The organism is Marinilabilia salmonicolor JCM 21150, from assembly GCF_000259075.1.
In the GTDB taxonomy this organism is placed as follows: domain Bacteria; phylum Bacteroidota; class Bacteroidia; order Bacteroidales; family Marinilabiliaceae; genus Marinilabilia; species Marinilabilia salmonicolor.
In genome coordinates, this window is sequence record NZ_AJKI01000022.1 from 9,982 (window position 1) to 32,715 (window position 22,734).

A 22,734-nucleotide genomic window follows, 5' to 3' on the forward strand; every position below is an offset into this window, starting at 1 on the left:
TAGAATAACCGCCAGACTTTTTAAAAATGATGTTCTGTTTCTACGCAGAATATAAACCTGAAAACCTGCCCCAAGGAAATAAGTAATTGAGCCCATTAGCAAAATGAGCTCAATTATTTCTATTATCGGGGTTGGTTGTTGCTCCATTGCTTTGAAATTGGGGAATTTCCAGGGTGCTTATCTATATATTAACTCCAAATTTTTTAATTTTATCCAATGCATTATTTACAATTTCCAGTCTTTTCAAATCAATGTTTTCCTGTGTTTTAACCTTTGATATGACAGTTTTAATAACACTAATCTCATTAAAAGACAGTTTGCCTGTTTGTTCTCCAATGTCGATGACTTTCTTCCAGGTTTCTTTATCAATTAGTTTTAATCTATTATAAATGACTAAAGGATCGAAAGTTTCTGAATCCGACAATTTACTGATTGAACTAATATCTGCAAAATCTAACTGAAGCTCTTTTAATTTGGAAATAATTCTACCCCCTCTTTTTATTTCTGAATCAGTAAAATTTCCATTTTTCTTTAATTTGCCTCTAATCACTGATACATAATTTTGTTCTACCTGTGTAAGACAGTCTGTACGAATCATATATAAGCATAATCCATCCCAAAACTTCATACCAAGGGATGTGATTTCTTCTAAGGTGTTATATTTTTCTGTTTCTGCGACTTCATCCGATTTTGAATCATATCTTAATTTGAATTCTTCTTCTGTTATTAAGTGTTTTTTAATTACATCAAAATCAGTGTTTTCAGCTTTTTTTTCTTTCAGCTTTTCCCATACCTTCTCGCTCTTGGCAGCTTCACTAATCAAGGCAACATCAAGATTCGTGAGAAAATCATACACGAATATCAGAAGTTTCTTTAGTTCAGCCTGTAAATCTTCTTCTATTACCTGATTATTCCATATCAGACCAAGGTTTAACTTATTCCTGGTAATGTGATGGAAGTAAGATAAGGTATAAGCTACTGTGGGAGCTTTTATATTTGTGTCCCCTATAGGATTTTGATTCTTTCGACCAAAAAGCTTATCTGTGGCCTTGAATAATAATGCATTAGCAACAATATCTTCCCAATATACTCTCCCGGGTTTCTTTTTAGAAAATTCCGCATCAATATCACGCATAAAGGCAGTGTAGTTTTTCTGGGAACCTTTGGCTACATGATATGGTTTTACATGCCATAAATTCATATACTTAGCCACGTCTGACTTTATTATTACCTGATTTTTAGGGAATTTCAACTTAAATGCATTTTCCTTACTTTTTGTTGGTTCTTTGTTTAGGGCTTCCTTATATTGTCCTTTTACACGTTCAAAAAACCATATAGTTTGTTTATTTCTGTCCTCTGAATCAACTGCATAAGTTGTCCTTGACAGTTCTTCCAGGCGTTGCAGGAATGGACTATTGGAAGTTAAATCCAGTTCGGATACTTTGTTTTGGCTGTTTGCAAACCGGGAAATAAAAGGAACAGTTTCATCCTTCTTTTCCTCATCCTTGATAACAGTCAATTTCATTTGGACAAAAACATCTGATATGTTAGCTTCCTTATAGTTTTTGGCTGTATGAAATAATGACGCTGTAGTCTGTCCTCCGTTTACTATCTGAAAATCCTTAATTGCTGTTATTACTTTTTGACCATCATTATTCAGCTTTGTTTTTACTTCCTGGGCTGTTGTTGCCAGTCCATTGTTATATGGTAAAAACATATGGGGATTAAACCTTATTGTATCGCGAATTCCCCTGTTTACTTTTCCTGTTTGCTGTAAAAATGCTCTAACGTTACTTTCAAGCAACCTTGTCCCATAATTCCTGTAAAGATTCGCTAGAATACTTCCAGGTACAATTGCAAGGTAACATTCGTATAATTCATTTTGAGAAGGCATTTCCAGACAGGGTATAACTTCACCCATCAATTCTTCAAAATCTATTTCGATGGGCTCTCTATTGCCTCTGGACTGAGATAATCGGTGTAACCTTTCTATATCCCATACTTTAAATGCAACAAGAATATCTTCAAGACTCTTTAATTTAAAATTATTTGGTGGCTCATGTGGAATATCTCCATTTGAAAGAATAAAAACATTAATCCGAATAATATCCTTTCGGTACTTATGTAATATTGTAGCTAATCCGTAAGCTTCTGTTGATGGTTCAATGTCTTCTAAATAGCCTTTTAATGCTGCATTTACAAAGCCGGTTGACCATTTTTGAAGTTTTTCAAAGTCAGACTTGCCCAGGCGGTAAAGTTCATTCGTATCCCGGTAGGAAGAAATAAAAATATCTATATTCTCATATCCTTCTTCAATTGCATAACCATTAATTTTGTATTGAATATTTTCATTTCTATTCTCCTTGATGTAACTACAAAGCCTAATACCGTCTGTTTCTCCTGCATCAGCAAGAGTTTCCATAACATACTCTGTAAATTTGTTTTCTTTTGAATCACCATTTTCATCGGCATAAACCAATGACTGTACCTCATGATACAAGTTTTGAATAAATGTATCTAGTTCAAAATCAATGTTTTTATTCTGCATTTAAGATTTCTTTAATAACGGTTTCAGAAGTAATCTCAAATTCAACGCAGTCGTTGGGGGATATTTCGTAGCTGATATGCGAGATTGCCTTGTCTACCATTGACGAAATGATTTTGGGAAATTTATCTGAAACCTGTAAATAGGTAACCTTTCTTATATTGTATGATGTCTTATTGTATTCATTTTCTATCTCTGGGTTAAGCCCTAAAAAAGATAACTTCAGGTTGAATTCATTAATTAACAGAGGATCTGATTTTAAAATATCTCTAACCTCATTGATTTTATTAGTTAAGGTATCTGCACCACTGGGTAACTCTGCAAGCCGGATAAAAGCAATGAAAAGGTTATTAAATAAAGAAGAATCTAATTGATATTCATTTGAAATTTTAATTGCAGGGTTATTTAATTTAGAGGTTTTAACTTCAATAGCTGAAGCTCCAAAGTAGAAATCCTGATTAGTTCCTGCGGGAGCCTGCCAGGATTCAATAACTTTCGTATGCTTTTTAGTTTCTTTAAGTAGAAATTCCAGAATCAATAATTCACCATACAGTCCTCTTTGTTGTTGAGGAGTGAGCATTTCTCCGGAAAATTTACCAAATAATCTCTTCCAGTATAAAACTCTTTGCGAAATCCTTAGTAATGCATCATCGATATTATAAACCGTTGAAATCGACCTAATAATATCATCAATGAACATTACGAAAATGTCAGAAAGTTCATTTTCCTGCAGGATTAATATCAATTCATTTGAGGGTAAAACCTGTATTTCAACACCAGTAAACCTTTTCAGGTAACTCTGTTTTACAATAGCTCCTTCAGGTAGTTCAACTGAAAAGAATTTGGCTTTTGAAGCTAGAATTGTTCCTAAATAGCAATTGAAATGGTTTAAATTATCAATTCTCTCTTTTACAACCCCTGTACCTGAGTTTATAATTTGACTACTCCATATTTCTTTGAGATTAGTTACCTCCATTTTCTATGTCATTATCATCATCTGTTTGTCCATCCTCGAAATCTGGAATAAGGGGACGAGCAGCAAATTCAACTTTTTCTTCATTTTTTATTTCTGGAAAAACAATACCCCAGCCAATTAATGGAATACCCTGTTCCAAGCTGTTATCATTTTCCCAGTTTAAAGGATAGATAACTAACAATGATTTTCCTGATTTGGCCCGAACCTCTTTTATTTCTTTTTCTTTGGGATTTTGTGCGGAAATGTCTAAATCCAGCCGCCTGTCTTTTCTATCCAGAATATTGTTTTTTGGCAGGGTGAAATAATCCTTACTATTTGGTGGAACACTATTCCTTTCTGGTAAACCTCCTTCGATTATCTCATTTTTACACTCAAATTCAAAAGTCTGTGTGGATTCTGAGCTAAGGATTACAGCAACAGTCCAGTATTTGAGGGAATCATGTTCGGTTTGCTTATTTATATAATTTGTTAAAACTTCTGGTCTGATATCCGGTAAATCGGAGTTGAACCCGGCAATGAAATCTGTAATTAATTCTGACGATACATTTTCCCAGATTATGCCGTTGATCTTATTAGCTTTTTTTGTTCTTCGAATAGTTGGGTTATCCATTCTATGAAGAAGATTTTCGAAACCTTTAAAGTTGGCTCTGACAACATCATGCCTTTTAATCAACTGATAGGTCTGTTTGATTTTTCCAGAAAAACCTATTTGTATTTTCTCATGTTCCCGCATTTTCCCCGCACCCGTAATACTTAATAATCCAGGATGTGTTCGTACTTTCAATCTATAATCAACAGGTCTTTTATTTTGAGCTGACATGACATCAAAATCTGCACGCATCTCTTCGGTAGCCAATGTAATATGTCTGTACCAATTCACTAACTGCTCTGTGGTATATAAACGGCATAAATCAACATAGCCTGGTCTGTAACCAAACCATCGCCCCATTTGCATGAGGGAATCATAAAGCCTCGTTGTTCTCAGGTAATAACTCACCGATAAGCCTTCCAGAGTAATGCCCCGGGCGAGCCTGTTACCTCCAACGGCAATTACTGACAATCCATTTTCATAATCATCATATTTTATGTCTTCTATTTTATGATATTCAAGTTGACGTGTGTTTTTCGTTCCATGGACTGCTCTTACTTCTATTTTCGTTGCAGCTTCAACCAGAACTGCCCTGACCTCATTCCATGAATGTGCTTTGATTTTTGGATCTCTGTAAGCTATCTTTTGTATAACAGAATTGGTCGTTGGTTCAAAGTCATTCTCAAACAGCTCTTGCAATTCATTCAATAAGTTTCCTTGTCCGGAACGAATCTGCCGGATATAATCTCTTAATATTTCATTTAATAACCAGGAAACGCGGTCAATCCATGCAACATATAAAGCGACATGAACCAACATGGAATTGTGTTTATACTGCTGCCCTCTTAAACGCCTGACTGCACAAGTTAAAATAAAGGACTTTACAGCTTCTTTCAGGCTGGCTGGCACATCATCAGGAAGTTCATCTCTGTTTGTTTTGTTTAGTCTTTTGGGGAAATATGGTTCCTGGTCTTCAGCGAATCTTATAATATCCAGTCCTTCATATACTTCTCCTGTATCTTCGTTTTCAAAACCGAAAACCTGAGTTGCGCCAATATAATTTGATGGAGGTGGGATATTAACAATAAAGTCTCGTGGAAATAAGTCTTCACCAACTTTTAGCTTAACATCCTTTACTATAGTCTCTAAATCCTCACTCCACGAGGAAGGAATAAAAATATTCGCATAAGGTGTAGCCGTATATCCAATGAATGTATTCTGGTTAAATAGGTTTAATAAAGTCCTGATTAATCTGTTTATGGTTTTTACATCAAGTTCAGTACCTGAATTAACTGAAGCATTATCAGCTTCATCATCAATTAAAAGCAGGGGAACATTAAATATTTTAGATTCCCCTTTATCGTCTTTATTTGTAAATCCAAGTAGCCAGAGAATTAAATTTTCAAGGATGCTTTTGTTTTTCTTTATTACTAAAACAGTGGGACTTTGACCTCCAATAGGAACATTAATTCGTGTCGCAATACTTTTTTTGAAATCTCCATCCGGATCTGCATTGGTAAATGAATAGATTTCCGTGTCTGCACTTATATGGCCAACACCTGTTTTATTATTCCGTTGCCGTTTTATGAAATCAGAACTATCACGACCGATAAAGCCATTGTCAATTCTTCCCTGGGTTTGTCCTCTGAGCGTATTATGAATACCAGCTATAACGATAATCAGTTTGTACCCTGCATCAGTTGCTTTATTTATAAGACCGGTATAGTTCGCCGTTTTTCCTGACTGGACATTTCCCACAACCATTCCACGTCTGTCCCAACGTCCTTTGGTTTTGGGATTAACACATTTATCCAGTATTTTATCTGTTATATCATCTAATGTATCAATTGGAAAAGAAGCATTCTCCTGATTCATGTAGATTTTATATCTGGTCCATAAATCAGGCTTAATATTTACTTTTTCATCATATAGCCAGGGTTTAACATCTTCGGCAACTAATAATGTCGCTTCTTTAGAGTGAACTTCAAAGTCGGCCTCCAGTTGTTCTATTAATTCATCCTTATTAATACTCTTGAAATCCGGCATTAACGAAAGATTGTTAACTTCCGTTGCAATGATTTCGTAAGTAACTTCCTTTCTTTTGTATTGTTGTAATAATACGTGGGCTATATTCCTTGCACTTGAAAATTCACTCATAATTAATTTAGATATTCAATGATTTGTGGATATTCATTAAAAGGTTCTATTCGGAGGATTTGTTTTATTGCTATTTCATTTGAAAGGCCTGATTTCTGCAAGGATTTAAACATCAACTTTGCTAATTGAATAGTCCCATTTTCCAGTTCCCTTTGTTCACTTCTAAGTTCTGCACTTTCGGGATTTTCGCTATAGTTCTGAATTATTGCTTCAACAGGAGTCGTTTCTCCAATTAGCTTTAAAATTGTTTTAATATCTTTCTTTTCAACAACTTCATTATTCATGATTTTATTAAGAACCGGATGTTCTTCATTAATGAAATATTCGAAAGCCCCATCCCTTTTTTTTGTAGCTTTCCATACAGGTTGAAAATCAAAGCTTTTTATTGAATCATCAAGCATTACCTGGTTTCCCCTGAAACGGTAAACGCCTCCTGCAGCCAGCCTGGTCATTTTCCCCAGTCTGACCAGGTCCTTTCTAACATTTACCGGTGGGGATGCTGTTGCTTTTTTAATATCAATTTTCCAGTCATGGTCTAACTGATTTGAAATATCAATTAAAATACGTGCATTTTTGTAATGCTCATTTTTACTGAATAAACCCAACCAATCAGCATATAACAATAACCTTTCATTTCGATAAATATAAAAGCCTTGCAATCCATACCACTTTTCAGTTTTTGCTGATTCTCTTTTGTCTTTTTTTATTTTTGAAATATGAGGCAATACGTAGCATTTAACATGAACGTTCGAATTGTCAAGAAATTCATTACAAATCAATTGCCCACCTTCCGAATCTTTCATGAAAGGATCCCACGGCTTTATTTCTAAACCATTAATCCAGATTTTAATTTTCTTTTTTTCAAGGTATCTGTGAAAAACAAGACTAAGGTGTTCCTCAACAGAAGAAAATTCTGACAAGAAAACTTTCCTGGCTGCCTCGTTTTCAATATGTGAAATCCCCACAAGTCTATCGAGATGTTCCCACAAAACGATTGATCCGCTATCTAATTCATCCAGCTTTTCAATGTGACTTTCATCAGAGATATAATCAAGTAATGACCATTTCTCTGTTTTGTTTACAAAGTCTAAATCCCAGCAGCGCTTTAAAATTTTAGAATCTGCCCTTTTAGTTGCAACCGTAAGTGTTTTACATTGAGAAAAAGATGAAGTTTTTAACCCCAGACCAAATCTTCCGAGGTCAGTTATTTCTCTCTCATCATTAGGGTCTTTACATCCGGGAGTCATGGCAGAAACTAAAGTGTTACTATCCATTCCGACACCATCGTCAATTATGGAAACCCATGATTCAGCGCCTTTCCATTCATAATTTACCCATATGTTTCCCGCTTCAGCTGAAATACTATTGTCAATAATATCAGCAATTGCGGTTTGTAAATTATAACCAAATGCCCTAAACGTATTGATCATGGCACTGGCTTTAGGTGGTGTTTCTTCGGAAATATAATTATTCAGATTATTCATATATTTCTTTAAGCTTATTAGCTATCTTTTCTGCCATAAGCGGAGGTACGGCATTCCCAATTTGTTTGTATGCAGCAGTCCTGCTTGGTTTTTCAGAGATACCTTCAAAAAAGAAATCATCAGGAAAGGTTTGAAGTCTTGCTGCCTCTCTTGGTGTTAACGAGCGGTTTTGACTTTTATCCGGATGAATATAATAGTGTCCGTCTTTACAAATATGGGCTACCACAGTCTGGGAATATGGTAAATCTGCTGCTACTACTTTAAATCTGTCAACAAAGGACTTTGTATTTTTATGAGTTTGCCAATGTAAAGGAATATCGTTGTAATTTAATCGTTGTTGACCATCCTCCCATTTTTCGACTGCCAGTTTGTAAATCCCCTTGTCTTGTTCCGTATTTGGCCTGGAAATATGCTGAGTGGTAAAATCCAATCCGTTTCGGATATGACTTTCAAACAAATACGTCCCGTTGTAAGGTTTGTAATTTGTCTTGTAGTATTCGCCGGCTCCGGCTCGCAATGAAGGTAAATCCTTAAATATCTCAGAAACAGTTACGCCGGACTGGACTTTTTCAAATTTAGGATAGAAGCCTTCTTTACCATTTTTCTTCCCAATTAGAATAATTCTCTTTCGGTTTTGCAGAACACCGAAATCCTTCGCTTCTAAAATTTTATATTCGGTATAATAACCTTTTTCCAGAAATAATTCACGCATCATTTCAAGATAGGAGTCACCATTTTTTGTTTTTGCTGATTTTAGACCAATTACATTTTCAAAGACAAAATACCTTGGTTGATAATATTCCAGAAATTTAGCATATTCTCTGAAAAGGTAATTTCTTGAATCACCCTGCATTCTGTTTCCATCTCTGGATCTGCCAACAATCGAATATGCCTGACACGGTGGTCCCCCGATTATAAAGTCAATTGATTTATCTCCTTTAAGAGAATCAATCTTGTCAAATATTATTTCATTGTTTTCATCCCCGATTGATAGGTTAATTACAGATTCTCTTTCCTTATTAGGAATTAAAGAATATAATTCTGTACGAGTAATTTTATTTTGAATATAATCCAGATAGGAATTGAAATTACCTGTCCTTTTTAAATAGTGGTATGCAGCTCTTGTAATCATAGTGTTACAAGCTGCTTTGTCTATTTCCACGTGAGCAACAGGCTTAAATCCTGCCCGAATAAATCCTTCCGACAAGCCCCCGGCTCCTGAAAATAAATCTATAAAATTCATCTGTGCTTATTTTCTTTCAAAAATACAATTAAATCATTAAAAACATTGTCCCTTTTATCAGATTTTAATTCACATTCCCAAATCACTTTTATACGCCAACCCAAATCTTTCAGCTCATTTATTTTCAGCTTATCCCGGGCTCTGGTTTTATTTATTTTCTCTAACCACCATTCAGTTTTTGTCTTTGGAACAACAAAATATTTACAGTTCTCATGCCCATGCCAGAAACAACCATTAACAAAAATTACAGTTTTATATTTGGGAAGAACAATGTCTGGTTTTCCGGGTAGATTTTTATCATTTAAACGATATCGGAATCCATTTTTGTGTAGAAATTTTCGTACAACGATTTCCGGATTAGTATCTTTCCCTTTAATCATTGACATGTTATAGCTTCTTGTTTCTTTATTGTGGGTATCTGCCATGATTATAAGTGCGATTGAAATCGTGTGCTTTCAAATAGCTACTTGTCGGGTGCTTTCCAGGCCTAAGGTGGTCTTAAAGACTACTACTCCTTTGCAGGATTGGAGTTTGGACGAACTCTGTTGCTGTTTTGTATTATGTGTTGGATCCTGCAAATTGTAATTGTATTTGGCTGTGCGGGTTAGCATTATATAATTTGTGTGATTCCTAACCTGCTAGAATAAGCTGAATATTCAACTTGGATTTCCGATAGCAAATCTTTATTGAAAGTATTTACCTTGTCAAAATCATTAATAAATTTTTCTTTAGATATGGAAAAAGAATATCTGTAATCGAATAATAATGCAACGTCATTGTCTTCTTCTGCAAAACATAAATGATCATATAACTTAATGGAATCATATTTATGTCCAGTTTTAAACTCTTTACGGGCATTATCCTTCCTCACAGGATTGCTGATTTTAACGCCGCTAAGCAACTTTAAATTTTTACCAAATTTATTCTGAGCAATATCACATGGCCGAGTTAAAAGCAAACAAATATCTTCAATCTTAGTTTGTTGGTTCTCAATTTGAACTTTCAAGAATTCTTTAACATTCTTATCATCTAACAGTCCATATTCTTTAACTACATCTTCTGAGAGAATTTTACTTATTAAACCTGGTGTTATTTTACTTTGGTCAATTGGTTGAGGATGAAACTTAAAATGAAACCAACTATTTAATTTTGAGTCAATTTCACTATTCAAGCCTTCTTCTATTTTGTATAATGCATCTATATTTTTCTTAATTATTTCTATATTTGGTCTTGTATTCTTTGAGTTTGAAATTAATACACTATCTAAAGCATCGAAAAGTACTTCTTGCTTCCCAGTCAATTCTTTTTCAGATATCATACTTCTACCACCATGTCCTAAAATTATTTTTTGCAATCGCTTTGTAAAATCATCTGGATTTTCGTTCTTCGCAAGATGACCAATTATAAGATTAGATGCTTCTTTTATACTCCGTTTCCAAGAGGCCAACTCAATTAATTCTGGTCTTTCATCAAGCTTATATTGTATGTCAGCATGTAATTTTTTAAAGTCCCAATGATTTTCTCCATCCTGATAGTCAGACTTCTGTTTTATAATTGTTACGAAAGGGAATCTGTTATTTTCCATTATCTTATTTATTACCTTACCTGCTTCATCTGTATCCTGCGACCAAATAACAAGAATAAAAAAGGAATTTTGATTGACAATGCCATTAATCCATTCGGAACATTTTTCCTCATCAAGTATCCGGTCCGGAGTATAATATATATCTAAAAAAACCAATATGGCATCTTTATAGGTATTGGGCCTTGGAACATCATCTCCAAAAGTGAGATCAGCATTAAAAAATTTAACGCCGTATCCTTGATTTCGATAGATTTCAACTATTTCTTCAACTTCATTTCTCTTATCATCGACAAAAAAGATGTTGGGTTCTAATGAAAGCATTTTATTGATTTTTATTAAATGTTAGTTTTAATGCTGCACCCCGATAATCACTAGGGATGTCATAATACATGAAATCTTCCTCTACTTCAATAATGTTAAGCTTACCATACTTTAGCATAATGGTATCTACTAAATATAACCCAATACCGATACCATCCTCTTTTCTCGAAAAGAAAGGTCTAACAATATCAGTTATGTCATCCTTAAAACCTGGGCCATTATCTGCGATTATAATTGATGGGAAATCATCGTGCATTGTTTTTATATATACACCTTTATTATCTTTGTATATGGTATCTAACCAATGCATGCTATTGTCTAAGATATTCATAATCATCGTTATAAAGTATCTTTTATCACAGTTGATCTTATTTACCTTACCACTATAATCCAAATTAAAATGCAGCCCCCTAGTTTCAAACTTCGTCCGATAATTACTAATAGCTTTATTTATTGAATCATGGACTGATATTTTAGAGATTCCTCCTTTTCGAAGTACTGACAGAATTCCATTCAGATAATCATGCATTTCTTCAACTTGTTCATTAGCTATATTAACCTTAAAAGGTTTGCTATTTATGACTTCTTTCATACGAGGCACAAGCTTCTCTAGTTCATGGAGCGCAACAGAAGCAGTCATTCCAACTCCTGCAGGAATTAATAACGTATTTTTTTTATCTTCAAAGTCTTTTTCAATTTTATCAGCTTCATCCTTTAACTTCTTCTTCTGGTCCTCTTCGGAAAAATTCGTTGAATCTATTAATTCTTTAAACAAGCTAATTTGATTGGGATTTGAATACGATTTAGAAACAGGTTTTATATTTGATAACCATTTATTTCTATCAGTTAGTCGTTCATTTCTGAAATCTGTTAAAATTGTTACAACTATCTCATAAAACAACTTAAATTGCTCATTATCAATGAAACCTTCCCTGTTTGTTTTTTCAATAAGTTCTGTAGAATTTTCTGAGTCTAAGTAAATGTAACCAATTATCTGATTGTTTGAAAACCATTGTTTATTTTGAACCCTTCTAATATCAAGCTCTAACCAATCATCTCCTGGGTCTCCATAATTAAACACCCTCATTTCATCTTTAAATACTTTTACACCTGAATGCATTTTTAGCACCTCCTTTACAGTTTTTGCATCGTAAGTGTAATTTTTCAACGTATCTGAATCTAAATCAAAAGAGTAAACTTCAATGAGAATATTACCAAACGGATTATTTTTATTAACCAGTTCATTTAGTGTCTGTTCAACTTCATTGCTATCAATTAAATCATCTTCTAGCTTTTCTCGGAGTTTAGGTCTTAATAAACCCTTTATATTTTGAGCGGCACTATTAATCGTTCTTTCACCAAATTCAGGATTAAGTTCAAGAGAAAATTTATAATCGACCGTTAAATTAAATTCATCATCTAAAAGTGCTGTATATTTATAGGGTGCTATTTCTAATACCTTTTTCGAATCAGGAAAACCTTCTAACCAGTTATTTCCGAAATCTAAATTAATTCTGAACTTTGTTTCATCGTTTTTTGGGGATAACATTGATAATGTATTTCTCTTCAATCCCCTTGCCATTCGTCTAGTCCAGTTTTCTTTTAGTCCACTAAGTCTAATATATGTACCACTATTATTTTTGAATCTAAATCCCTTTTCATCTTTCTTGATTTTCCATCTAATTGGAATTTCTGATAAATTTATAGATTGGCTGAAATCTTTCCAATTGATAAAAAGCTCCACTTCATAATTTGCTATTGTTTGCGATTCAATTTCTCCTGTATTTTCATTTATAGTGATTATCTTGGGACGAGAGATTAAAAGTATTTTTTGAGCTAATTTATGAACAGCAAATCGACCTACCCCTTTTTCACCCATAGGTACCCTTTTAAAAACAGGAGACTTAATAACTTGTCTTTTACCAGTTTCAATATTATAAGGTTTTCTATTGTCTGTCCCAGGTTCAAGCCAAACATTTTCTACGATATCAGTTGTCATTCCTAATCCGTCATCTTCAATAATTATGGCTCCTTTTTCTAAATCATCAATATCTCGAAAAAACACATCAACCTTTGTTGCATCAGCATCATATGAATTTTTGACCAACTCATAAATTGCCATTACTGGGCTTTTAATTAATTCTTCTCCTAGCAATGTTAATATATGTGCTTTAGGATTAAAATGTTTCTCTTTTAATATTTCACTCATTGATTTATTGTTTTTTTAGTGCTTCTGCAATTCTGCATTACCTGTTTGTTTAAAAGCAACTGTTCGATTGTATGCGGTCGGCCGGTGCTTCCAAGGTGCTAAGTTTGTTTCAGGCTGTAGGCTTACACAATATAAGTATTTTTAACTCGATCTCTTTATTCAAAAAGTTAAGGTGCAAAAAGCCCTCTTTGTCAATTTCCCAATCCTCAAAATTAATGCCCCATGTTCGCCTGAAATTAATGAAATTTCTCCTGCCATTTTTATATATTTTCAATTATCATAGTTACTTTATTTGGTAACTGCACCATCTTTTTAATGAACGCTAAACGATTCCATACCCATGCCTCAACGTGAGACCATATTCCTTTTATCAAAACAAAAGGTGCACAAAACATCCAAATTCCGAATGCTTTGTACACCTTTAAATTCCTTATCAATCATTCCCCATCCGGTTGAGGAGAGGAAGCTCAAATTTTCTTTAATCCTTATGTGGGGTTGGGCCGTCAATTTGTTTTATTGTTTTAAAGTTTTTTAGTTCCCCGTAAAACTAACTTTTTTGTTTTCTTTTTCCAATGAAAATTAACATTTTTTACCAATAACTCATTTTTAAATGATAAAAGGCCACCCCAAGGCAACCTTTCTTCAAATATAATCATCATTTCAATATCGTAAAAACATCACCCGCCAATGCTCCGCTTTTTGAGCTATTTTTTAGACACTGGCTATTTCGGATATTTTATCTATGCATCCTTATTTGCCGATTTTAATACATCCTAGATTGCCGAAAATGATATATTTAATGCCGGTTACACATTAAATACCTTCCCGGAAACCGATTGAAAACACTATAGTTAAATCATTGTAATATAGTTTTTTATTGCGAGGCATCCTGAAGATTGTTTAGTTCAATAATAGCCTCCAATATCAAGCGTGTGCAAGCAACGCTTGATTGGTGGCTAAATGTTGTATGCAGGTGTTTTTTTATTGTTAGTTTCTACCATATCTCCTAAATGCGGATATTGTTTGATAATAGCCATAACTGATAAAAATCCTGCTACAGAATAGAACCAAATACCCATAATTATATGAGTTGATGTCTTTGCCCCATAGTATTGGATTCCATTCAGTTAAGTTTAAAAATTGAACAAATGCACTTAAAGTTTCTAACCTTGCTTGTCTGGTACATGACCATTCTAATCCGTTATTGGGGATTATTAAAAAGATATATAAAAACACACACGCTGAAAAAACGGTAAATAGGAATCCTCTTCCCCAATTTAAGCCATGATGATTTGACCATTTACTAAAAAATAAAATTGTCTTTCCCTTATCCCATAATCTTAATTCTCGTTCAAAGACTATCATTTCATAGCTTTTAAATTTCAATGCATTTATTTCATTTCCAGATTTTCTTAGTGAATTCTTAATTATTCGATAAGATTCTCTTAGTTTTTGCAATGCTTTTTTAGAGATAAGATCATTTGAAATATCTTCTAAACCATCTGTGTTATAAACATTAAATTGGTTTGGAATAATTGATTTCTTTTCAATTTTTATGTTCCAGAAATTTGTTTCACAATTAAAATTTGCTCTTGAAATATCCAAGGATTGCTTAAATTCAGCTGACTCGAAATTTATAAATGAATCTGTTTGAGTTTTGCAATGAATAAATGATAGTTGGTTATGGAAAACCGTATTTGAAAAAATAGCTCTATCTAGAAAATCTGTTAGATGAAATATTTGAGGGGAATTAAATTCAGCGTAATAGAAATCCACTAGATTATAAAATGTAGTATTGTCGAAATTTGCTGTGTTCAAAAAATTAACTGAATGAAACTGGACTTTTTCATGAAATTTGCAATTTTTTAAATACAGAGCTTTACGAAATTTAGCGTCGTTGAAAAAGACACGGTCTTTGAATTCTATATTCCTAAGATTAAAACTACTAAGGCTAATACTGCTGCAAGGTTCAGATTCTTTGTTGTTTAACTGATTAAATGAGCAAATGTAATTAAAGTTAACATTCTTAAAATCAAAGCCATTTCTAAAAAATGCAGATTGAAATGAAACATGTTTTTCAAACACACACCTCTCTAACTTTATTATTTCATTAAACACCGATTTCGTAAACATTACATTGTCTTTGAAAAATGTGTCTGATATGGTGATGCTGCTCTTGATGTTTTGACTTTCAAGAATAAATATATTGAAAAAATTGAAATTTCGTATATAGATATCTTTATTAATTTCTCTCTTCTGAATGACTTCTGAAAGGATATTAAAATAGCAAGAAGGATTTAAATCTATATATTTCTCTGTTACATTAATTAGGTCGATAATATCATGAATTGGCTCTTTCCCATAATGGTCAAAACTTCTTATGCTTATGTATGGTACATCTTTATCTAAATCTTTGGATTCGTATTCCACTCTTATGCTATAAATTTCTTCTTGGTTTATTATTTTTGTTAATCCTTCAATTTTGTCCATTTTTTAAGATAGTTAGTAGTTTTTTTATTTTACACTTGCATACAACGCCCACTTGTATGAAATTTTGGGGGATTGCGGGAGTCGTTACTGTCTTCCGTTACAAAATTTGATACGGGACAGAGAGGTTCACGTAACTACTAAGCCCCTCAGAATTTTATGCATGATATTGGCAGCTGCTGTTATTCTCTTTTTTGTTTAGTCTTCATTTTGTTAAAATCGTATTATGGGCTTGAATATATTTTCAATTCTATGTTTCCAACCGTGGCAAGATAATGCTGAACATTACCTAATAATAATAAAATGTCATTTGACGGATTTGCCTTACTTAATGATGGCTGAACAATGTAAATATGAAAACGCATTGCCTTTGACCATTTAGCTTGGTTTAAAAAGTTCTCTAAATCATCTTCTGTTCCTTTTATGATTCTACTGCAACTATTGCCTTCAAGTTTCTTTGTTTTACGCTTAAATAAATGATTAAAAAATTCTCTGCCATCTTTGTGTTTCCACTTTAATGATTTTTCTGCTTGACCACAAACTTGATAGAAGTTGTCAATGTCATTGCTTACATTACCATTTTTAGCATATTTGAGATGGTACAGATGAATATCAATCATTGTATCTGAATCATTAATTCCAATAATGTCAGCAATTTCTCCTTTGCCATCATCATCATAAATGATTTGAAAATCGTTTTTTATTTTTTCAATAAAGTAATACTGAATTGAATCTTGAATATATGGTGCTATATCTTGAGATTCTTTTCTAATATTTACACCTGTCCAATTGTCTGCAATAATTAATTCATCAGAAATAATATCGGGCTGAATTTTAAGTTTGACATAAAGATTTCCAAATAACTGTGAGCCATCAGCGAACCAAATTGTTGGCGTGGTGTCTTGGAAAAAACTCAATAAACTTTCATTCTTATTCCCATATTGTATTGTACAGATTTGATTTGTTATTTGATTGACTTTGCAATATGGTTCGTTCGTTACTTGGCTGAGACCTATTTCAATTTCGAATTGAACAGATTCATTCTCTGCCTCAATAACGAACTTTAAGCCCTGATTAATGTCAGCACTCGGATTCAACAAGTTTAACTCTACAAATGCAAAATCATAGTTTGAACCATTAATGGATAAAGAGTATCGGCTTTCTTTGTTCTTGTACATTTCAGGATTCCAATCAATCAAAATTGGCATCACATTAGGCCTTTGCTGTAATTTCTTTATTGCTAAAGTATGTTGCAGCACAACATTAGGGTCAATTGAATTGTCTGAGATTATTTCCCCTATATCTCTACACCATTTTGTTAGCTCATCTAAATTACCTCTTTGATATGACCATATTTTTCCTTTTACAGAACAACCTAATGATACTTTCTCTCCTTCTTTATAGCCAACTCCAAAGAAGTTGTTTTTAATCAATGTACCTTGTTCTAATCCTTTTATGCCATCTTGAACAAGTTTTCCAACATATGACTGAAATGTAATATCTTGACCAATAGCTTTTCTTGTTCCTACATTATAAAGTGCTAACCTATCTACCTTATGAAATATTCTAAATACACTTTCCCCCTTAATAGGGTTTGTGTTCCCATTGCCGAAGATGGCATCCATCAATGATATTCCCGAAAATCCCTTTAGGGAAGTATTTAAGAATACACGGTTTATATTAGGTCTTAAATCCCAATGAACCACTACTAAATTCCACTGTAAATTATGAACTGTTTCAAATCTTCCCCATTCAACTTTTTCAATTTTACCCAAGATGATTATTAAAGTGTTATTACTGTGTCGACTGAAAATGTGTTCGTAGCCACTAATTCCTGGAAACCCTGATTCCCAATTTGAAGGATGCCAAGTGTCAACGGCACTTTGAAAAATCACTGTGCTCATTGCAGGATTTATTTGCTGAAAGGGAATAATTGAATCTGAGAGATTATCAAAGTTTTCTAAAAAGGCTTTAATGTTAAGTTCCTTTTCAGTTGCGTTAGCACTTAAACGGGGTAAAAGTAAATTCCAATCAGAGTTCCGCGCATATAGCTGGTCTAGTTCTTCATGTATTGGTGGGTAAGCGATATTCGTTATAAAACTTGCATTTCCTAATTGGTTATATGATGTTCTTGTAAATCGTCCAATGAATTGAAGCGTAATTGGTAAACTTTGTCGTTCATCGTGAATTGCAGCAATTTTAAGATTTGGTAAATCAAACCCTTCGCCTAACATATTGACACAAACAATTATTGAATGTTCCCCTCTTTTTATTGCTTCAATTTTATTTTTTAAGCCTGCAATTCCTGTATAAACTAATACAGGATTAAATTCATCGTAATCCCTGTAATATTCAAAAACCTCTCTTGCCCTCACTTTATCTTTACACCTTGCCATAATTAGATGGTTGAAACCATCTGCACGGTCTGCTCTTAGCTGTTCAATAGCCTTTTCTGTAATTTTTTTATCGGCTAAATCTTTATTGTATTCTCTTATTGGCAGGTAGTTAATCTGTTTGTAATATTTCTGTTCTTGTGCTTTCCTTAGAGAAAAATTAAAGATTTGCTTTCCTTGTAAACTCTGTCCGTCATTTCGAAAAGGGGTCGCAGTAAATAGAAATACTTTTTCCTTGTCAAACTTACTGATAAGTTTTTTCCAAGTTTTCGCCTCTGAATGATGAGCCTCGTCAACAAAAAAATGAGAGAAAGAATTTTTTAATATTTCTTTCTGTTGAAGTGAAAAACCTGTTAACAATGTCATTGTTGAAACAACAACATTACACTTGTCAATGAAACTTTGTAATTCCCGTGGAGTGGCAAAACCGCTATTTACAATCCCAACAATGGGATTCAAGCATGATTCATCAGCAATTCCATATTCCTTTAGTAATCCAAGCGTTATAAATTTTTGTGCAATCTGTGTTCTGAGTGAATCAGAAGGAACAGAAACAAGAAGCTTTTTGCAACAATTTGAAATTAGTGTTGCCAACATTGTTTCTGTTTTACCTGTCCCTGTTGGCATTACTACAATTGCTTTGTCGTCAGCGTTGTGAATGTGAGCTAAGATAGAGTGTAATGCACCAATCTGGGGTGGTCTAAGTCCTTTAATATTTTGTTGTTCATCTTCCTTAATGAATTTGAATTTGTCAATCCAAGTTGTTACAACAACTTCTGGTGTTATGTTTTGAAAAAGTGGATGTTTAAGCCATCGTAGAATTTTTATTCTCCCTGCGTTAAAATCCGCTCTTCTAGGAATTTTAGAAGTAAGTAGAATATATCCAATTGTATCATCTTGATGGTTAATATTACTTGTCAACAAGTACTTCACTCCTTCAGATTGTATTACGAAAGGGGCTGAGCTAATAATTTGAACATTGTCTATTGTTGTTTGCTCTCCAAAAAGTTGCCAAATCTGATTCGAGCCAATTTCATCAACAAGTTTTGATATTTTTGGTAGAGTTAATGTCATTTATTATCTATTTTACGGTGTCGCACTTTCAGTTACTGCCAACGGATGGCAATATGCGGAGGCCGGGATTTCGAAGCTCCAACTTGTCAAACCGTTACAATTTTGAGAAAGTGTACAAAAGTTTAAATTACCCACATCCCCCGGCTTACGTATATTGCGTGTTAGGTTTTCGTGCTTTATTCTCCTCAGTCTGTCCGTGTGTTGGGGCAGCCATACTCTTTGACAAGTTTTGGTTTGCGCGTTTGCATTTTTGCGTGACTTGGCAATGTGTATGGTTGCGAAGGGTGGGCTATTTACTTTTCTCTTGCCAATCATCCGCAATATCTTTCCAATCAACTTCCCTTTCTACCACTTGACCATCTTTATCTTTTCTTGTCCAAACATCCCAAAAGTCTGGGTCGTCAGATTGCGGTCTTTGGTCTATACTTAAATCTCTTATTTTAAGAAGTATTGGTAATTCAGAAGCCCAGCCTAACAATATTGCTCTCTGTGATGGAAGAGATGGTAATTCCTTAAGTAAACCTTTAAAGTTATCTGGTAATAATTTACTTACTAAATCTTGGTCTCTATCATTGCTTATCCGGTGAAGTATAAAACTGTTACATTGTGATAATACTGTTGGAGATAATTCAGATGGCCTTTGAGAAGATAAAACCAAACCTAAACCAAATTTTCTTCCTTCACGGGCAATTTTCTCAAATACTTTCGTACAGGTAGATGACGCATTACCTTCAGAATTATCATTATATCTAGTTATAAAGGAATGCGCCTCCTCCATTACTAAAACTGTTGGTAAAGTCACTTCGTTTAACTTCCTATACCTTTGTAGTGCTTCAAAAACGATTCTTGAAATCACTGCAGTTGTTACATGAATAATTTCAGACGGAACTAAAGATAAGTCAATTATTGTAAATGAAGTTTTATTAGATGCCCCAAGATATTTCTCTAACCATTTATCAAGCTCAATATTGGTTTTGTTACCAATAATTGAATCCATCCTTGTGTCGGCTAGTATTGTTCTTATTCTTGCAATCAGAAATTCCAAATATTGTTCATTACCAGTCTCTTGAGCAAGAGCCTCTAGGTAACTTAAAAATATATCACCTTCAAAAGGTATTGGAATATCTTCATTCTTTGGATAAAGTTCAACCTCATTACCTCCAAGACTAATATAACAAGTTCGAATTGTTTCGATTAACTCTACTATTTCGGTTGTTGTAAATTCAGAATAGTTAACCCAGCCATTATTCTGCACCTCCTTATGTTTCTGAATTAATTCAGTAATCATTTCATTAAGGTCATTCAGATTATCGCCTTCTAAATCAAAATTTTCTAATGAATTATTCCAAATAATTAGTCTTTCGGTGAAGTTCTTATTATGAGGAAATCCATTGTATGGTTCACCTTTATTCTCACTAGAAATAGTTGATTGTAGAATAATACCTACAAACTTCTTTGCTTTTAGGTTAGGGTCTGTCTCAAATGCAAATTCTTCATTCCGCATGGCTCTTAAAGCTCTTTTTAAAAGTGGAAGTTGAGCTTTGGTACTTGCTTGAGTAAAAGAACTCCACTCAGCACTATTCCATAACCATAAAGGTACATCTAAGCTATTTTTTTCATCTCCAACTTTTAATACTGTTGCCTTTTCCTTAAATGCTTTTGCATACTCTCCATTTGGGTCAAGTATGATAAATCTGGCATTAGTATTTTCTTCTTGTTCCGTTGCTTCAATTGACCATTGAATTAATCCAGCTACGGTACATGATTTGCCACTACCTGTATTACCTAGAACAGCTAAATGTCTCCCAAACAATCTATCAGGGTCAATTTTCACTTCTGCATTTGCAGTTAAAGGACTATTACCAATATAAACTCTTCTGTTTTCACCCGATTCAACAATTGATTTCAGTTGTAAATCAGTTGGGATTAATACAGAGGAACCTATACTTGGGAAAGAATGTACCCCTCTTTGAAATTTGAATGTTTCACTTGATGATACCTTCAGGATACCTAAAGGAGCAAGTTTCATTTTTCTGAGTGGGAAAGGTAAATCAATTAAACCATAGTCTTGATACCCCTTTCTTTTAGGAAAAGGAGAACGTTCTATAGCAATCCATTCTATCTGACAAACAATACTTCCTCCTTCATTGGGGATTAAAACATAACTATTAATTCTAGGAAACTCTCTAGGAACTCCTGCATTTGCAGAGATACCATCTGGAGCATCTAAATCTAGTTGAACTTTGATTTCGTCAGGAGCAACAAACTCAACTACTCCAATTCTCAATGAAGCATGGTTTTCAATTGGAGTTCTACTCATCACCTTCTTTATTTTGATTAGATAATGGAGTAACTGTACCACGTGCCTTAAGTAAATCAGCCATCTTATATGTGGTACGGTCTATTGCTGGTTTTGGCAAATAATTATCTACTAAAGTCTTTATGTTGCCAAAATGATATCCAAGCATTAATGAAATTTGAACAGGTCGTTTAGCTTTTGAATAAAACCTTTTGATTCTATCACCAACATCATCAAAGCCAATAATTACAAGGTGTGTGGAAGGTATTGTGAGCATGTCAATTAGTACTCGATTAATATGGTCGTCTCCAAAACTATAGCCATAAGTTACAATCGTAGAGTTAGGTCTTATTACAGAGCTTGCAAAATCTCTGAATAATTCAACATATGGGTATTCTGAAGTTTCCCTATCTTTTGAAGAATTGGGATAAATCATTAGACTACCTTCTTGGCTATATCTTTTAATGTCAACAGCACCATACGGCAAAGAAAAACGTCGTACGGTATTATCTCTTTCAATCCAATCTAATGACCCATGAAGTTTTGTAAAATTGACAACCCCTTCTAGATATCGAGGTTCTCCCCGAATCCCAGGAGGATTATAATGAATATCTATATTTAGTCTAGAAGAACGAAAAATCGGAGAAATACTACCAACAAATCTATCTATCAAATGTAGACCAGCAAGCTCAGCTCCAAATTCTGTAATCCTGTCATAATTAGTTGTAAATAAATTAAGGCGTTCTCGCGTTGCAATCCTACTTGCAAAACTTAATAAGAAATTCATGAGATACTCTGCAGGTTCTTCTTTTGCACTAGTTACTACATTTTTCTCTGATTCTAAAACTGCATTTGCAAAATTGATTATACCAGTTTCTAAATCTTTTTTTAGTGATTCTAATTTTTCTTTTGCAGGTTCTCTAGTTCCTAAAGAAGTAACTATTTCTAAACCTCTAATTAGTTCATTTAACGTTCTGATTTCGTCTTCAATATTTGCAACACCTCTTCCAGATTTTTTAGCTGATTCATCTGCGATATGTTTTATTTCGTCAGTATATTCTGAAATCACCATATTGCCCATTCCTGCACCAGGACTACCTGTTGCAAGGTGGTGAACCGCAGAAGACATCCCTGCACCTGTCAAAAGTGCTAAATGTTCACTTTGAAACAAGGCTGTTAACCAAGGCTCTACTACATTTCTCAATTCATCAGAATCAGGATCCTCAATTTCCGTTGGAACTTTATAATCTCGAAGCTTAAGGATATGTTTTCCTTGCCAGCTTTCTAATTGCTTTTCTTCTGCTGTCATAATGTCAATTATTTCATTTCAGTCTGTGTGTTGGCAAAAATTTGGCTCTTTTACAAGCTGAAG

Annotated in this window: 12 protein-coding genes; all 12 read right to left on the bottom strand. The window is 33.7% G+C overall.

Translation table 11 applies throughout. The annotated features are described in order from the left end of the window. Positions 1 to 181 precede the first annotated feature (181 nt). The 12 genes from W7W_RS22150 to W7W_RS0112100 all read right to left on the bottom strand — a co-directional run bounded on the left by W7W_RS22150 (position 182) and on the right by W7W_RS0112100 (position 22,671). Positions 182 to 2,548, bottom strand: coding sequence for an AIPR family protein (locus W7W_RS22150; protein WP_010663999.1), 2,367 nt, complete (start codon positions 2,546 to 2,548; stop codon positions 182 to 184). Further along, positions 2,538 to 3,521: a PD-(D/E)XK motif protein gene (locus W7W_RS0112040; RefSeq protein ID WP_010664000.1), complete on the bottom strand. Its 984-nt coding sequence runs from the start codon at positions 3,519 to 3,521 to the stop codon at positions 2,538 to 2,540. Before W7W_RS0112040 ends, W7W_RS22150 begins: the two co-directional genes overlap by 11 nt. Further along, the gene (locus W7W_RS22155; RefSeq protein ID WP_010664001.1) at positions 3,508 to 6,267 is read right to left on the bottom strand and encodes a Z1 domain-containing protein; all 2,760 of its coding nucleotides are present in this window, start codon (positions 6,265 to 6,267) and stop codon (positions 3,508 to 3,510) included. The genes W7W_RS0112040 and W7W_RS22155 overlap by 14 nt, the downstream gene beginning before the upstream one ends. Before the next feature lie 2 nt (positions 6,268 to 6,269). Beyond that, entirely contained in the window at positions 6,270 to 7,751 is a 1,482-nt protein-coding gene (locus tag W7W_RS0112050; protein WP_010664002.1) for an ATP-binding protein, read from the bottom strand. Beyond that, positions 7,744 to 8,994, bottom strand: a complete 1,251-nt coding sequence (locus W7W_RS0112055) for a DNA cytosine methyltransferase (protein WP_010664003.1) — start codon at positions 8,992 to 8,994, stop codon at positions 7,744 to 7,746. The genes W7W_RS0112050 and W7W_RS0112055 overlap by 8 nt, the downstream gene beginning before the upstream one ends. After that, positions 8,991 to 9,419: a very short patch repair endonuclease gene (locus W7W_RS0112060; protein WP_025007221.1), complete on the bottom strand. Its 429-nt coding sequence runs from the start codon at positions 9,417 to 9,419 to the stop codon at positions 8,991 to 8,993. The genes W7W_RS0112055 and W7W_RS0112060 overlap by 4 nt, the downstream gene beginning before the upstream one ends. A 185-nt stretch (positions 9,420 to 9,604) precedes the next feature. After that, complete coding sequence (locus W7W_RS0112065; RefSeq protein WP_010664005.1) at positions 9,605 to 10,900, bottom strand: hypothetical protein; 1,296 nt, start codon at positions 10,898 to 10,900, stop codon at positions 9,605 to 9,607. Between the two features lies 1 nt (position 10,901). After that, positions 10,902 to 13,109 carry a sensor histidine kinase gene (locus tag W7W_RS0112070; protein ID WP_010664006.1) on the bottom strand — a complete coding sequence of 736 codons (2,208 nt, stop codon included), beginning with the start codon at positions 13,107 to 13,109 and terminating at the stop codon, positions 10,902 to 10,904. A gap of 987 nt (positions 13,110 to 14,096) precedes the next feature. Next, a complete protein-coding gene (locus tag W7W_RS0112085) occupies positions 14,097 to 15,599 on the bottom strand; it encodes a pentapeptide repeat-containing protein (protein WP_010664007.1) in 1,503 nt (500 codons plus the stop codon). Between the two features lie 221 nt (positions 15,600 to 15,820). Further along, positions 15,821 to 19,063 (bottom strand): DEAD/DEAH box helicase, encoded by a 3,243-nt coding sequence (locus W7W_RS0112090; RefSeq protein WP_010664008.1) that lies wholly within the window; start codon positions 19,061 to 19,063, stop codon positions 15,821 to 15,823. 289 nt (positions 19,064 to 19,352) lie between these two features. Further along, complete coding sequence (locus tag W7W_RS0112095) at positions 19,353 to 21,383, bottom strand: ATP-binding protein (RefSeq protein WP_010664009.1); 2,031 nt, start codon at positions 21,381 to 21,383, stop codon at positions 19,353 to 19,355. Then, positions 21,376 to 22,671, bottom strand: a complete 1,296-nt coding sequence (locus W7W_RS0112100) for an SIR2 family protein (RefSeq protein ID WP_010664010.1) — start codon at positions 22,669 to 22,671, stop codon at positions 21,376 to 21,378. Before W7W_RS0112100 ends, W7W_RS0112095 begins: the two co-directional genes overlap by 8 nt. Positions 22,672 to 22,734 lie beyond the last annotated feature (63 nt).

What these genes read in the sequence shown, in the direction of transcription:
- W7W_RS22150 (WP_010663999.1), bottom strand. Translation starts at nt 2,548, where the DNA reads ATGCAGAATAAAAACATTGATTTTGAACTAGATACATTTATTCAAAAC.
- W7W_RS0112040 (WP_010664000.1), bottom strand. Translation starts at nt 3,521, where the DNA reads ATGGAGGTAACTAATCTCAAAGAAATATGGAGTAGTCAAATTATAAAC.
- W7W_RS22155 (WP_010664001.1), bottom strand. Translation starts at nt 6,267, where the DNA reads ATGAGTGAATTTTCAAGTGCAAGGAATATAGCCCACGTATTATTACAA.
- W7W_RS0112050 (WP_010664002.1), bottom strand. Translation starts at nt 7,751, where the DNA reads ATGAATAATCTGAATAATTATATTTCCGAAGAAACACCACCTAAAGCC.
- W7W_RS0112055 (WP_010664003.1), bottom strand. Translation starts at nt 8,994, where the DNA reads ATGAATTTTATAGATTTATTTTCAGGAGCCGGGGGCTTGTCGGAAGGA.
- W7W_RS0112060 (WP_025007221.1), bottom strand. Translation starts at nt 9,419, where the DNA reads ATGGCAGATACCCACAATAAAGAAACAAGAAGCTATAACATGTCAATG.
- W7W_RS0112065 (WP_010664005.1), bottom strand. Translation starts at nt 10,900, where the DNA reads ATGCTTTCATTAGAACCCAACATCTTTTTTGTCGATGATAAGAGAAAT.
- W7W_RS0112070 (WP_010664006.1), bottom strand. Translation starts at nt 13,109, where the DNA reads ATGAGTGAAATATTAAAAGAGAAACATTTTAATCCTAAAGCACATATA.
- W7W_RS0112085 (WP_010664007.1), bottom strand. Translation starts at nt 15,599, where the DNA reads ATGGACAAAATTGAAGGATTAACAAAAATAATAAACCAAGAAGAAATT.
- W7W_RS0112090 (WP_010664008.1), bottom strand. Translation starts at nt 19,063, where the DNA reads ATGACATTAACTCTACCAAAAATATCAAAACTTGTTGATGAAATTGGC.
- W7W_RS0112095 (WP_010664009.1), bottom strand. Translation starts at nt 21,383, where the DNA reads ATGAGTAGAACTCCAATTGAAAACCATGCTTCATTGAGAATTGGAGTA.
- W7W_RS0112100 (WP_010664010.1), bottom strand. Translation starts at nt 22,671, where the DNA reads ATGACAGCAGAAGAAAAGCAATTAGAAAGCTGGCAAGGAAAACATATC.